This is a genomic window from Sphingomonas bacterium, from assembly GCF_903643035.1.
Classification (GTDB): Bacteria; Pseudomonadota; Alphaproteobacteria; order Sphingomonadales; family Sphingomonadaceae; genus Sphingomonas.
The window spans coordinates 1-13024 of record NZ_CAHJWW010000057.1 but is presented as its reverse complement, the minus strand read 5'-3'; the positions used below and the strand labels follow the sequence as shown (position 1 = coordinate 13024).

Here is a 13024-nt window from a genome sequence, read left to right as displayed (position 1 = left end):
AGCAGGCCGATCGGCCAGCCCTGCGCGAAATGCGTCGCGACGCCGAGCGTCATCGCGGACGCCGGCGACACCGACGCGACTCCGCTCGCCCGCCGTCTGGCCACCGTCAAGGGCCTGTCGCTGCTAGGGATCAAGGGCAGCGGCGCGCGCGGGCGGATCGTCACGGCCGACCTCGGCCTGTCGCCGTTGGTTCCGGCCCCGGACGTGGCACGGACCGCGACCGCGCCGGCACCGCCGACACCGGCGCCCGCCGCCACCGTTACCGCCATCGCCGCCGCTCATGCGCCGCCGCCTGTCGGGGTGCCGGTCACGACGATCAGGCTGTCGGGCATGCGCAGGACGATCGCGCGCCGGCTGACCCACTCCAAGCAGACGGTGCCGCATTTCTACCTCACCGCGCGCTGCAACCTCAATGCGTTGCTCCGCCAGCGCGCGGCGCTGAACGCGGGGCTCGAACCGCGCGGCGTCAAGCTGTCGGTCAACGATCTGCTCATCAAGGCGATGGCGCTGGCGATGGTCGAGGTGCCCGATGCGAACGTGCAGTTCGGCGGCGAGGATCTGTACCGTTTCGAGCGGGTCGACATCTCGATGGCGGTCGCGATCGATGGCGGGCTGGTCACGCCGACCCTGAAGGACGTCGGCGCCCTCTCGCTGTCCGCGATCGCGCAGCAGAGCAGGGCGCTCGCCGCCCGGGCGCGCGACGGCAAGCTCGCCCCGGAAGACCATGGGGGCGGAACGGCGTCGATCTCCAATCTGGGCATGTTCGGCATCGACGAGCTCTTCCCGGTCATCAACCCGCCTCAGGCGCTCATCCTGGGCGTCGGGGCGGGCGTCGAACAGCCGTGGAAGATCGCCGGCGGGATCGGCCTTGCGACGATCATGTCCGCCGCCGCCAGCTTCGACCATCGCGCCATCGACGGCGCCGTCGCCGCGCGGTTCATGGCCGCGTTGCGCGGCATCGTCGAGGAGCCGCTGAGCATCCTGTGCTGACGTCGCGACCGGTGGGCGCCCGGCTCGCCGGTTGGCCGCTCACCGCAGCCGGGCGGCGTGCCAGGCGAGGTGGTCGGCCATGAAGGTCGCGATGAAGAGGTAGCTGTGGTCATAGCCCGGCTGCATCCGGAGCGTCAGGTCGATGCCCGCGGCGTCGCACGCGTCGCGCAGCAGCCCAGGGCGCAGCTGTTCGGCCAGGAACGGGTCGGCGTCGCCCTGATCGACCAGCAGCGCCGGCAGGCTTGCCCCGTCCTCGATCAGCGCCACCGCATCGTGCCGGCGCCAGCGGGCGCGATCGGGGCCGAGATAGCCGCCCAGCGCCTTGACCCCCCATGGCACCTGGCCGGGCGCGACGATCGGCGCGAAGGCGGAAACGGCGCGATAGCGGTCGGGAAAGGTCAGCCCGATCGTCAGCGCGCCATGTCCGCCCATCGAATGCCCAAGGATCGACTGGCGCGTCATGTCCGCTGGGAACTGTCCGGCGATCAGCGCCGGCAGCTCGTCGGTGACATAGCTCCACATCCGGAAGTGCGGCGACCACGGCGCCTGCGTGGCATCGACGTAGAAGCCCGCGCCCTGGCCCATGTCCCAGGCGGGATCGTCGGCGACACCGTCCCCGCGCGGGCTGGCGTCGGGGGCGACGAAGATCAGCCCCAGCTCGGCGCAGGCGGCGCGATACTCGCCCTTGTCGGTGACGTTGGCATGGGTGCAGGTGAGGCCGGACAGATACCAGACGACCGGCAGCCGTGCGCCCGGCTCGTGCGGGGGGACGTAGACCGAGAAGGTCATGTCGGTGCCGGTCGCGCTGGAGGCATGGCGGTAGACGCCCTGGATGCCGCCGAACGCCCTGGCGGTGGAGACCGTCTCCACGCTCAATAGACCACGACGCTGCGGATGCTTTCGCCCCGATGCATCAGGTCGAAGCCGCGGTTGATCTCGTCGAGCGACAGGACGTGGGTTATCATCGGGTCAATCTCGATCTTGCCGGCCATGTACCAGTCGACGATCTTCGGCACGTCGGTGCGGCCCTTGGCGCCGCCGAACGCGGTGCCGCGCCAGTTGCGGCCGGTGACGAGCTGGAACGGGCGGGTGGCGATCTCCTTGCCGGCCTCCGCCACGCCGATGATGATGCTGGTGCCCCAGCCGCGATGGCACGCCTCCAGCGCCTGGCGCATGACGGTAGTGTTGCCCGTGCAGTCGAACGTGTAGTCCGCCCCGCCGTCGGTCAGCGTCACCAGATGCGCGACGATGTCGCCGTCCACCGCCTTCGGGTTGACGAAGTGGGTCATGCCGAAACGCATGCCCCACTCCTCGCGATCCGGGTTGATGTCGACGCCGACGATCATGCCCGCGCCTGCCAGCCGCGCGCCCTGGATCACGTTGAGCCCGATGCCGCCCAGCCCGAAGACGATCACCGTGTCGCCGACCTGCACCTTTGCGGTGTTGACCACCGCGCCGACGCCGGTGGTGACGCCGCAGCCGACGTAGCAGGCGCTGTTGAACGGCGCGTCCGCGCGGATCTTCGCCACCGCGATCTCGGGCAAGACGGTGAAGTTCGAGAAGGTCGAGCAGCCCATGTAGTGGAAGATCGGCTGTCCCTTGTAGCTGAACCGCGTGGTGCCGTCGGGCATCAGCCCCCGCCCTTGCGTCGCGCGGATCGCGGTGCACAGGTTGGTCTTGCCGGAAAGGCACGACTTACACTGCCGGCACTCGGGCGTGTAGAGCGGGATGACGTGGTCGCCGGGCGCGACGCTGGTCACGCCCGCGCCGACCTCGCGCACGATGCCCGCGCCCTCATGGCCCAGCACCGATGGGAACAGCCCTTCCGAATCCAGCCCGTCGAGCGTGTACGCGTCCGTATGGCAGATGCCGGTCGCCATGATCTCGACCATGACCTCGCCGGCACGCGGGCCGTCCAGGTCTAGCTCCACCACCTCCAGCGGGCGCCCGGCTTCGAAGGCAACGGCAGCGCGGGTCTTCATTCAGCTGTTCCTTGCATTTCCGCCTTCCCCATACAGCGAAGCCGCAGCGGTCGGCCAGAGAGACAGGGAGGCAGGTGACCGTCGGCAGCGCGATCCGGTCCCGCCGCGACCGCCGCCGCTCAGGCCGGCACCCCCAGCCGGCGGATGCTGAACCCGGCCGCCACGATCCCGAGCGCCGCCGCCAGCAGGAACGGCGCGACCGACACGGTCCCGACCAGCCGGAACAGCAGCGCGACCACCACCGCGCCGAGCGTCTGGCCGACGAGGCGGGCGGTCGCCAGCATGCCGGCAGCGGCCCCGCTGCGCCGCGCGGGCGCGACGCCCAGCATCGTGCGGTTGTTGGGCGCCTGGAACAGGCCGAAGCCGAAGCCGCAGGCGGCCAGCCCGACGATCAGCCAGCCGGTCGTCGTCCGCCCCGCCAGCGCGGCGATCAGGGCATAGCCCGCCGCCAGCAGCGCCAGTCCGACGCCGCCAAGAAGTCCGGACGAATGCCGGTCGACCAGCCTTCCCGCCAGCGGCGCGGCCACCGCCACGCCGAGCGGTAGCGTCGTTATCAGCAGTCCGGTCGCGACATGACCGTAACCGAAGCGGCTTTCCAGATAGAAGGGCAGGGCGACGAGCCCGATCATCTGCGCCGCGAACGAGCAGGACGAGGTGGCATAGGACAATCGCAGGACCGGGACGCGCAGGAGATCGATCGGGACGAGCGGATCCTTCTGCCCGCGTGCGACGCGGATCGCGATCGTTCCCGTGACGAGGCCGGCCACGAGCAGGAGCCCGGTGCGCGCGGAAAGCTGGCCTTGCGCGATGTCGGACACGACGAGGAACAGCGATCCGAAGGCCAGGATCGACAGCAGCGCCGAGCGCCAGTCGAACCGTCGTCCGCCGGGGCCGGTCTCCGACAGATGGCGCCAGCCGATCGCCAGCGCGGCGAGGCCGATGGGCACGTTGATCGCGAACAGCCAGCGCCAGCTGGCGACCGCCAGGATCGCCGCCGCGACGCCCGGCCCGGCCGCCGACGAGGAGGCGACCACCAGGGAGATGTAGCCGACGCCCCGGCCCAGCATCGCCCGGGGGTAGGCGAAGCGGACCAGCGCGCCGTTCATCGCCATCATGGCTGCCGCGCCGAAACCCTGGACGAACCGGGCCAGCGCCAGCGAGGTCAGGTCGCCGGCCAGGGCGCAACCGATCGACGATAGGACGAACACTGTCAGCCCGGCCGCATACACCCGCTTGCAGCCAAGGATGTCGCCGAGCGCGGCGAGCGGCAACAGCAGGATCGTGATGGCGATCTGATAGGCGTTGACGACCCAGACCGAGGCGGCGGGCGTTGCGCCGAGCTCGTGCGAGATCGTCGGCAACGCGATGTTGGCGATCGAGCTGTCGAGCACCGCCAGTATCGCGCCGAGCCAGATGGAGGCGACTGCCCAGCGACGGCGCGGCAGGGGGAGGCCGTCGTCCGCGCCCCGCGACCGCTCGTTCGGGGCGCCGGCGCGCGGAGTTTCGTCGTGCGGCACCGATACGGTGGTAGATGGCCGGTCCCGCCCTGCCTATCGTTTCCTGCGAGCGTCGCCCATGTCCCGGCCTTGCCAAGACGAGCCGCTCGCGATAGTGGCCGATCATATGACGGTTCGGGCCACGGGCTCGATGCCGTATTTCCACGTTCCTGGAGCCGGGCCACCCATGCAGATCATCGTTCGTGACAACAACGTCGACCAGGCCTTGCGCGCGCTGAAGAAGAAGCTGCAGCGCGAGGGCGTGTATCGCGAGATGAAGCTGCGCCGGCATTACGAGAAGCCATCTGAAAAGCGCGCCAGGGAGCGTGCGGCCGCCGTGCGACGCGCCCGCAAGCTCGACCGCAAGCGCGCGGAGCGCGACGGCGCGCGGTGACGCGCGTTCCGCCCGACTGCATTTGACGGTCGGCGACCCAATGATATAACGTCCGTCCCGCGTGGCGGGCAGGGATGATCTTCGCCATGTCGACCGTCACCGCCGTTCCGATCCTGCCCGTCAAGCGTGGCTATGTCCTGTGGCTGTGGCTCGGCGTCGCGGCCGCGGTCGTGTTGGCGGCCGCTCTCGCCTGGGCCGCCCCGATCGATCCCGCCACGGCGTTTCTCGCCCGCAACCGTCGTGTCCACGGCGTCGTGGAGACGGCCGACGGGCTCCAGTACAAGGTGTCGACGCCGGGAACGGGAGCGCCGCCGACCGACGCCGACGTCGCGCTGGTCATGTATGACGGCATGCTGACCGACGGAAGCCGGTTCGATCGTTCCGCGCAACCGTTCCCGACGCCGCTCGGCGAGCAGGCGACGGTGCCGGGGTTCGAGGAGGCGCTGAAACTGATGCCCCGCGGGGCGAAGTACCGCGTGTGGATCAAGCCGTCGCTGGGATACGGCGAGGACGAGAAGAAGGATCCGTCCGGCAAGGTCGTCATCCCGGCCAACTCCGTGCTGGTGTTCGATCTCGACATGCTGGACTACCGATCCAAGGTCGAGATACAGCGGATGCAGATGCAGCAGCGGATGCAGGGCGCCCCGGGGGCTCCGGGCGGTCCGGGCGCTCCCGGACAATAGGACGTCGATCCGGCCGGCGGTACGCGCGCGCTACCGGGTATCCACCACCCAGCGGTCGGCGCTTTCCAGCCCCAGCGCCGTCAGCACGTTCGTCGCATAGGCGCCCGTGTCGATGCCGATCCGGTGCGACCGCCACTCGACCGCCTCGGTCATGGTGTGGCCGTGGACGATCATCTTCTCCAGCGGAGCGCGGTGGTTGAGGAAGGGGTCGCGCATCCACCGCATCTCGCTCCACTCCTGCGCGTCCAGCGGCACGCGCGGATCGACGCCGGCATGGACAAAGGCGTAATCGCCGACAACGACCATGTCCTCGAACGTTTCGAGGAACCGGCGATGCGCGGCCGGCACGGCGGCGAGCAACGCCGCCCCGAGCTCGTCATAGTCCATGCGCTCGTAGGCGGCGGGCTCGATCCCGTAGCTGAGCACCGTCTCGCGACCGCCCATACGGCAGAAGCCGTGCAGCGAGCGGCGGTTCCCCGCCAGCGCGGCGAGGAACATCTGCTCGTGGTTGCCGAGCAGGAAGCGGGAGGCGCGCTCGCGGCTGAGCCGCAGGAGCCGGTCGACGACCGCCGCGGAGTCGGGACCGCGATCCAGGACGTCGCCCAGGAAGATCAGCACAGTGTCGGCCGCGCCCCGCGCGTCCTCGTCGGCATCGATGGCGGTCAGCAGCGTCTCCAGCAGGTCCAGCCGGCCGTGGATGTCGCCGACCGCGTAGACGCGGGTGCGGGCAGGTACGTGCAGGGAAGGGGAAGGACGCGACCGGAACAGTTTCCTGAGCATGGGCGGGCCTTAGCGCCCGACGCGCAGGGACACCATGTCGGGAACCCCGCCTGCGATCAGCTCGCCAGCCGCAGCGGATGGGCACGCGCCGGCTCGCGCGGCTGGTCCGGCCAGATGCCGCGGGTATCGAGCACCCGCTTGCCGGCGCGGTTCCCAAGCGGCACCGACCTGAACACGTCGTGGTCGACCAGCACGATCATCACCGGGCACGTCTCGAGCGCGGTGTCGATGTCGATCATCCGCGCGCCCGTGGCGGCCAGCGCGGCGGGCAGGGCGGGGGCATAGGGCTCGACGATCCGGACCCGGCTGCCAAAGCGCGTCGCCAGCGCCTGTGCGATCCGGAGCGCCGGGCTTTCGCGGAAGTCGTCGATGTTGGCCTTGAACGCCAGGCCCAGGCACGCGACGGGCGTGCCGGGCGGCGCCGCCTCGATCAGCGCGACGGCCTGTGCCACGACGTGATCGCTCTTGCCGTCGTTGACCTGGCGCGCGGTGCGGATCAGCGGCGAGCGTTCGGGGTCGGCATGGACGAGGAACCACGGGTCGACCGCGATGCAATGGCCGCCGACGCCCGGACCGGGCTGGAGGATATCGACGCGCGGGTGGCGGTTGGCGAGGCGGATCACCTCCCACACGTCGACGCCCAGCGTGTCGGCGAGCAGGCTGAGTTCGTTGGCGAAGGCGATGTTGACGTCGCGGAAGGCGTTTTCGGTCAGCTTCGTCATCTCCGCCGCGCGGGCGGTGGTGGCGACGCAGGCGCCGCGCACGAAGCGGCGGTAAAAGGCCAGCGCCTTCCGGGCGCAGCGCGGCGTGATGCCGCCGATCACCCGGTCGTTGTCGATCAGCTCGACCAGGATGCGGCCGGGCAGGACGCGCTCCGGGCAATAGGCGATGGCGATGTCGGCCTGTTCGCCGCCGGCCGTGCGGCCCGGCATCGTCAGGTCGGGGCGCAGCCTGGCGAGTAGGTCGCGGACCTGTTCGGTGGTGCCGACCGGCGAGGTCGATTCAAGGATCACCGTGTCGCCCGTCTTCAGCACGGTGGCGATCGCCGTGGCGGCGCGCAGGACATAGCCGATGTTGGGGGCGTGGTCGTCCCCGAACGGGGTGGGCACCGCGATCACGAACACGTCGGCCGGCTCTATCGTCAGCGAGGCGCGAAGGTTGCCGCGCGTGACGACGCCCGAGACGAGGCCGTCGAGGTCGACCTCCTCGATATGGACCTTGCCCGAATTGATCGTCTCGACGACCGACTGCGCCACGTCGACGCCCAATACGCTCGCGCCCGTCCGCGCGATCACCGCCGCGGTCGGCAGACCGATATAGCCCAGGCCCAGGACCGCGACCCTGAGCGCCGCGGGTTTCTGGTCAACGTCCGACAGCATCCGCGATCACCCCGGCTATGCGTGCCGCGGCATGGCCGTCGCCATAGGGATTATGGGCGCGGGCCATTGCGGCGTAGGCCCCTGTGTCGTCCAGAAGCGTGAAGACTTCGGAAACGATACGGTCCTCGTCCGCGCCGATCAGCCTGGCGGTACCGGCGGCGACGCCCTCCGGGCGCTCCGTCGTCTCTCGCATCACGAGCACCGGCCTGGCGAGCGCGGGCGCCTCTTCCTGCACGCCGCCCGAGTCGGTGAGCGCGAGGTGGCACATCTCCAGCGCACGGACGAAGTGCGGATAGTCGAGCGGCGCCATGCGGGCGACGTTCGGGCGGTCGCCGAGGATGGCATCCATCACCGGGCCGACGGCGGGATTGGGATGGACGGGGAACAGCACCGCGACGTCCGGCCGGTCGGCGATGCGGGCGATGGCGCGCGCGATCGACGACATGCCGTCGCCGAAGTTCTCGCGCCGGTGGGTGGTGACGAGGATGACCCGCCTGCCGGCGAACCGCGCAGCGACGTCGTCGAGTCCGGCGGCAAGCGCGGGTTCCCCGGCGATGCGGCCCTGCGTCCAGTGCAGCGCGTCGATCACCGTGTTGCCGGTGACGTGGACGCCCGCCGTCACGTTCTCCCGGGCGAGCGCGGCGGCGGCGGTCGCGGTCGGCGCGAAGTGCAGGTCGGCGATCGGCGCGATGATGCGGCGGTTCACCTCCTCGGGCCAGGGATGATGGATGTCGCCCGAGCGCAGCCCCGCCTCGACATGCGCGACCGGCAGGCGCCGGTAATAGGCCGCGAGCGCGCCCGCCATCGCGGTGGCCGTGTCGCCCTGGATGATCACCCGCGCCGGCCGCTCCGCGTCCATCACCTCGCCCAGGCCGGTCAGCAGCCGCGCGGTCAGCCGGTCCAGCGACTGGCCAGGCTCCATCAGGTCGAGGTCGACGTCGGGCGTCAGGCCCGCGATGCCGAGAACCTGGTCCAGCAGGCCGCGATGCTGCGCGGTGACGCAGGTCCGCACGCGCAGACCCGGCATTTGCGCCAGCGCGCGGACGACGGGGAACAGCTTGATCGCCTCTGGCCGGGTACCGAACACGACGAGGACGGTGGAGCGTGGATCGGGCATGGCCCGTCGCTAGCGGGACGTCATTAAGAGTGGGTCAATCCCGATCCGTTGTCGCTTGCGACGACACGGCCATTGGCTAAGCAACGCCGGTCAACAAAAGGGTTCACCGTTCGATGTCGATCCGTCCCGTCCGCAAGGCCGTGTTTCCCGTCGCGGGGCTCGGCACCCGTTTCCTGCCCGCCACCAAGGCGATGCCCAAGGAGATGCTGACGGTCGTCGACAAGCCGCTGATCCAATATGCGGTCGAGGAGGCGCTGGCGGCGGGGATCGAGCAGATCATCTTCGTCACGGGCCGGGGCAAGGGTGCGCTGGAGGATCATTTCGACGTCTCCTACGAACTGGAGGCGACGATGCGCGCGCGCGGCAAGAGCATGGCGGCGATCGACGGCATCCGCCAGAAGCCGGGCTCGCCGGTGTACGTGCGCCAGCAGGAGCCGCTCGGCCTGGGCCATGCGGTATGGTGCGCGCGCGAGATCGTCGGCGACGAGCCGTTCGCGGTGCTGCTGCCCGACGAGCTGATGGTCGGCAGCCCCAATTTCATGGCCCAGATGGTGTCCGCCTACCAGCGGGTCGGCGGCAACGTCATCGGTGCGCTGGAGGTGTCCGACAGCGAGACGGACAAGTACGGCATCATCTCGCCGGGTGCGCAGGATGGCGCGCTGGTCGAGGTGACGGCACTGGTCGAGAAGCCCGCGCGCGGCACCGCGCCGTCCAACCTGATGATCCCGGGCCGCTACATCCTGCAACCCGAGGTCATGGGCGTGCTGGAGGGGCAGGGCGCGGGCGCGGGCGGCGAGATCCAGCTGACCGATGCGATGGCGCGGCTGATCGGCCGCCAGCCGTTCCACGGATGCACCTTTTCGGGTCAGCGGTTCGATTGCGGCGACAAGGCGGGGTATGTCCAGGCCAACATCGCGCTGGCGCTGGCGCGGGACGACATCGGGCCGGCGGTGCGGGCGTTCGCCCGGCGCCTGCTCGACTGAACCGCGCCGGCCATCCTGCCGGAAGGCCCGTCAGAAGGCGTTTCTGTGGAACACGACCTTCACCGTCAGGAAGATGATCTTCAGGTCGCGCCAGATCGACCAGTTCTCCAGATATTCCAGATCGGCCCGGAGGCGGTTTCGCAGATCGTCCTCCACCAGCGTCGCGCCGCGAAAGCCGCGCACCTGTGCCAGGCCCGTCAGGCCGGGCTTGGTGGCGTGGCGATCCCAATAGCGGTGGTCGACTTCCCAGAAGAGCTTGTCCGCGGCGCGCGACCCCAGCGCGTGCGGACGCGGTCCGACGATGCTCATGTCGCCCTTCAGCACGTTCAGGAGCTGTGGCAGTTCGTCGATGCTCGTCTTGCGGAGGATCCGGCCGCAGCGCGTGATCCGGTCGTCGTTCCGGGAGGCGGAGCGATGCCCGGCGCCGTCCGACCCGTCCGCGTACATGCTGCGGAACTTCAGCACCTTGAACATCTGGTTGCCCCGCCCGATCCGGATCTGGCGGAACAGGATCGATCCCGGACTGTCGAGCCGCACCCACAGGGCGACCAGGGCCAGCAGCGGCGCGAGGCCGAGCAGCACGCCGCCCGCGAGCGTCACGTCGAACAACCGCTTGATGCAGCGGTCCATGAGGCTGAGCGGCCCGGTCGCGACGATGACCGACGGCGTGCCGCCGCGTCCGAGCCCCAGGGGCGACAGCGCGGCAAGCTCGGGGATCGCGATCTCGCCCTGGATGTTCGCGCCCCGCAACGCCCTCGTCCAGGCCTCCCGTCGGTCGCAGGGGCAGGCGATCACCACCCGGTCCGCGCTTTCGAGCGACCTGGCGAGGCGATCGTACATCACCGGGTCCTGCTCGTCGGGGTTGAAACAGGTCTCGGCGGTCATCACCACGGAGAAGTCGCCGGTTGGTCGCGGCTCGTCGCCGTCCAGGATCAGGATGCTGCTGAACGGATTGCCGCCGACGATCGCCGCCAGGTGACGCACGAACAGATAGCGGCCCATCGACAGCAGGACGATCGCGCTCGCGGAGGCTTCGGCGAACTCAAGGCGTGAAAATCGCGTGCTCGACTTCAGATAGAAGGCGATCACCAGCAGGGTGCCCAGCGAGGCGAGCAGCGCCTTTCCCCCGCGCCGGATCGCATCAAACGGATCCTGCAGCATCGCCGGCGCATAGGCCCGCAGCGTGAACGCGATCAGCACGTAGATCGGAAGCAGCGCCGACGCGGTGGTCAGCCAGCGGTCGTGGAACGACACGCCGCGCTGCACGGCGGCGGCGGCCACGAAACTGATCGCGATCGCGAAACAGTCGTGGCCGAGCAGGTACAGCACCGAGCGGACCCGCAGCACGGAACTGCGTGGTCGCCAGCGGGTGACGGGCGCCGGAACCGCCGAGGGACGAAACGTCGAAACCGCCTCGGGCTCCTGTCTGTTCGGCACTACGGCCAAAGATATGTCGCTGGGCACGGTCATAGTCCTCCGGTGATTACCGAAATCAACCATCGTCGCCAGGACGATTTATATTGCGCCGCAATAAGGTTCAATGCACCTGTGTGTCAGGTTGATTGCCACCGTCCCGACAGGATGGACAGGCCGGGTCCTTGCGCAACGCGATTGTCCTGAACCTGAACGATCCGGCGTCGACGATCAGCAGCGATCCCGCCGGGTCGGCGCCGAACGGGACGATCGCGCGAACCGCCTCGACCGCCGCTAGGCTGCCCATCACTCCCGCGACCGGGCCGAGCACGCCCGCCGCGGCGCAGCTGCGATCCGGATCGTCGGCGGGAGTACCGACCAGACAGCGATAGCAGGGCAGCATCGCCCGCCAGCCGCGATAGACGGCCAGTTGCCCCTCGAACTGAGCAACGGAGGCGGAGACCAGCGGGACCTCCAACGCCAGCGATGCGTCCGATACCGCGAGCCGCGTCGCGAAGCTGTCGCTGCCATCGAGGATCGCGTCCACCCCGGCGAGCAGCGCCGCGGCATTGGCCGCATCGAGCCGCACGGACCGCGCATCGACCATGACATGCGGATTGAGCCGCGCCACCGCGTCCGCCGCCGCCTCGACCTTGAGCCTTCCCGCATCGGCGGCGGCGAAGATCGTCTGGCGCTGGAGATTGGAAATCTCGACGCGGTCGTCGTCGATCAAGACCAGCCGGCCGATACCGGCGGCGGCGAGATACTGTATCGCGGGCGAGCCGATGCCGCCGGCGCCGACGACCGCAACGCCCGCCCGCGCCAGCCGCGCCTGTCCCATGCCGCCCAGTTCGGGAAGCACGATCTGGCGGGCGTAGCGGGTCAGCTCCTCGTCCGAGAAGGTCAGTCCCGCCACGCCGCGTCCAGCGTCGCGCGATACCAGCCATCGGGGCTCGTCGGATCGAGGCGGTCGCGCGCGATCCGCGTCATGAAGCCGGCCGCGAACTGCTCCACCGTCGCGCAGTCGATCGCGCGCGGGACCACCCGCACCACCTTGGCGGCGGCCACGAGCAGCGCCAGATCGATCCGCAGCGACCGGACGCCGCGGGGAACGGCGCAACGTCCGGCCGCCACCTCGCCCCGCACAAACTCGTCGAGGCCGGCGACCGTTTCGGGCCGGGTATCGTAGCGCAACGCGGGCAGGCCGGTCCAATCCGCCGGCGGCATCCCGGGAACTCCGCCGACGGGGGGCGCTCCGGCTTGGGCGAAAAGAAGCAGGGCGGCGATCATCGTCCGGTCGATCCGAAGCCGTTGAGACCCCGTGCGGTCTCGTCCAGCGCATCGACCTCGTCCAGCGTCGCGCGTCGGACCGGGGCCGGAACGAGTTGGGCGATCCGCTCGCCGCACTGGACCGCGAACGGTTCGGCGCCATGGTTGACGAGGATCACCTTCACCTCGCCGCGATAATCGCTGTCTATCGTGCCCGGCGTGTTGAGGCAGGTGACGCCGTAGCGCAGCGCGAGGCCCGAGCGCGGCCGCACCTGCACCTCCCACCCGTCGGGAATCGCGAGCGCGAAGCCGGTCGCGACCGCCCGGCGCGCGCCGGGCGGGATCACCACCGCCTCCGCCGCCACGACGTCCATCCCCGCCGCGCCGGCGGTGGCATAGACGGGGGCGGGGAGGCCTGCGCCGTGCGGCAGGCGCTTCAACTGCAGTTCGATCATGCCAGGGCCTCTGCCAGACGCGCTATCAGGCGGCGCGCGACCTCGTCCTTGGCCATGCGCAACCAATCCTCGACGCCGTCGGC

At 70.1% G+C, this 13024-nt stretch carries 14 protein-coding genes; 4 read left to right on the top strand and 10 right to left on the bottom strand.

The genetic code is table 11. The features are described 5' to 3' along the window. A partial coding sequence (locus tag HUV01_RS05620) for a 2-oxo acid dehydrogenase subunit E2 (protein WP_174297324.1) occupies positions 1 to 990 on the top strand: 990 nt, incomplete at its 5' end. A 39-nt stretch (positions 991 to 1029) separates the two neighbouring features. Here the strand turns inward: HUV01_RS05620 and fghA are convergent. The 3 genes from fghA to HUV01_RS05605 all read right to left on the bottom strand — a co-directional run bounded on the left by fghA (position 1030) and on the right by HUV01_RS05605 (position 4489). Next, positions 1030 to 1860: an S-formylglutathione hydrolase gene (fghA, locus tag HUV01_RS05615; RefSeq protein WP_174297323.1), complete on the bottom strand. Its 831-nt coding sequence runs from the start codon at positions 1858 to 1860 to the stop codon at positions 1030 to 1032. Between the two features lie 2 nt (positions 1861 to 1862). Further along, positions 1863 to 2972: an S-(hydroxymethyl)glutathione dehydrogenase/class III alcohol dehydrogenase gene (locus tag HUV01_RS05610; RefSeq protein ID WP_174297322.1), complete on the bottom strand. Its 1110-nt coding sequence runs from the start codon at positions 2970 to 2972 to the stop codon at positions 1863 to 1865. 119 nt (positions 2973 to 3091) lie between these two features. Next, positions 3092 to 4489 (bottom strand): MFS transporter, encoded by a 1398-nt coding sequence (locus HUV01_RS05605; protein ID WP_217430922.1) that lies wholly within the window; start codon positions 4487 to 4489, stop codon positions 3092 to 3094. A 166-nt stretch (positions 4490 to 4655) separates the two neighbouring features. Between HUV01_RS05605 and rpsU the strand changes: the two genes are divergently transcribed. Together rpsU and HUV01_RS05595 are read left to right on the top strand one after the other, a co-directional pair. Further along, positions 4656 to 4862 (top strand): 30S ribosomal protein S21, encoded by a 207-nt coding sequence (gene rpsU, locus HUV01_RS05600; protein WP_022686405.1) that lies wholly within the window; start codon positions 4656 to 4658, stop codon positions 4860 to 4862. A 74-nt stretch (positions 4863 to 4936) separates the two neighbouring features. Beyond that, positions 4937 to 5545, top strand: coding sequence for an FKBP-type peptidyl-prolyl cis-trans isomerase (locus HUV01_RS05595; RefSeq protein ID WP_438827149.1), 609 nt, complete (start codon positions 4937 to 4939; stop codon positions 5543 to 5545). 30 nt (positions 5546 to 5575) lie between these two features. Here HUV01_RS05595 and HUV01_RS05590 read toward each other — a convergent pair whose 3' ends face one another. Genes HUV01_RS05590 through wecB form a run of 3 tightly spaced genes read right to left on the bottom strand, consistent with a single transcriptional unit; the run spans position 5576 to position 8821 of the window. Then, the gene (locus HUV01_RS05590; protein ID WP_174297321.1) at positions 5576 to 6325 is read right to left on the bottom strand and encodes a metallophosphoesterase family protein; all 750 of its coding nucleotides are present in this window, start codon (positions 6323 to 6325) and stop codon (positions 5576 to 5578) included. A gap of 56 nt (positions 6326 to 6381) precedes the next feature. Next, positions 6382 to 7704, bottom strand: coding sequence for a UDP-N-acetyl-D-mannosamine dehydrogenase (gene wecC / locus HUV01_RS05585; protein ID WP_174297320.1), 1323 nt, complete (start codon positions 7702 to 7704; stop codon positions 6382 to 6384). Continuing rightward, positions 7688 to 8821 carry a non-hydrolyzing UDP-N-acetylglucosamine 2-epimerase gene (wecB, locus tag HUV01_RS05580; RefSeq protein ID WP_174297319.1) on the bottom strand — a complete coding sequence of 378 codons (1134 nt, stop codon included), beginning with the start codon at positions 8819 to 8821 and terminating at the stop codon, positions 7688 to 7690. The genes wecC and wecB overlap by 17 nt, the downstream gene beginning before the upstream one ends. Before the next feature lie 113 nt (positions 8822 to 8934). Here wecB and galU point away from each other — a divergent pair, with 113 nt between their 5' ends. Next, positions 8935 to 9804 (top strand): UTP--glucose-1-phosphate uridylyltransferase GalU, encoded by an 870-nt coding sequence (galU, locus tag HUV01_RS05575; protein ID WP_174297318.1) that lies wholly within the window; start codon positions 8935 to 8937, stop codon positions 9802 to 9804. Between the two features lie 30 nt (positions 9805 to 9834). Here galU and HUV01_RS15110 read toward each other — a convergent pair whose 3' ends face one another. The 4 genes from HUV01_RS15110 to dut all read right to left on the bottom strand — a co-directional run bounded on the left by HUV01_RS15110 (position 9835) and on the right by dut (position 12941). Then, positions 9835 to 11151 carry a sugar transferase gene (locus HUV01_RS15110; protein WP_254606406.1) on the bottom strand — a complete coding sequence of 439 codons (1317 nt, stop codon included), beginning with the start codon at positions 11149 to 11151 and terminating at the stop codon, positions 9835 to 9837. 190 nt (positions 11152 to 11341) lie between these two features. Next, complete coding sequence (locus tag HUV01_RS05565; protein ID WP_174297325.1) at positions 11342 to 12124, bottom strand: HesA/MoeB/ThiF family protein; 783 nt, start codon at positions 12122 to 12124, stop codon at positions 11342 to 11344. Continuing rightward, positions 12121 to 12444, bottom strand: a complete 324-nt coding sequence (locus HUV01_RS05560) for a hypothetical protein (RefSeq protein WP_174297317.1) — start codon at positions 12442 to 12444, stop codon at positions 12121 to 12123. Before HUV01_RS05560 ends, HUV01_RS05565 begins: the two co-directional genes overlap by 4 nt. Positions 12445 to 12503: 59 nt before the next feature. Next, positions 12504 to 12941, bottom strand: a complete 438-nt coding sequence (gene dut, locus HUV01_RS05555; protein WP_174297316.1) for a dUTP diphosphatase — start codon at positions 12939 to 12941, stop codon at positions 12504 to 12506. Positions 12942 to 13024: the final 83 nt, after the last annotated feature.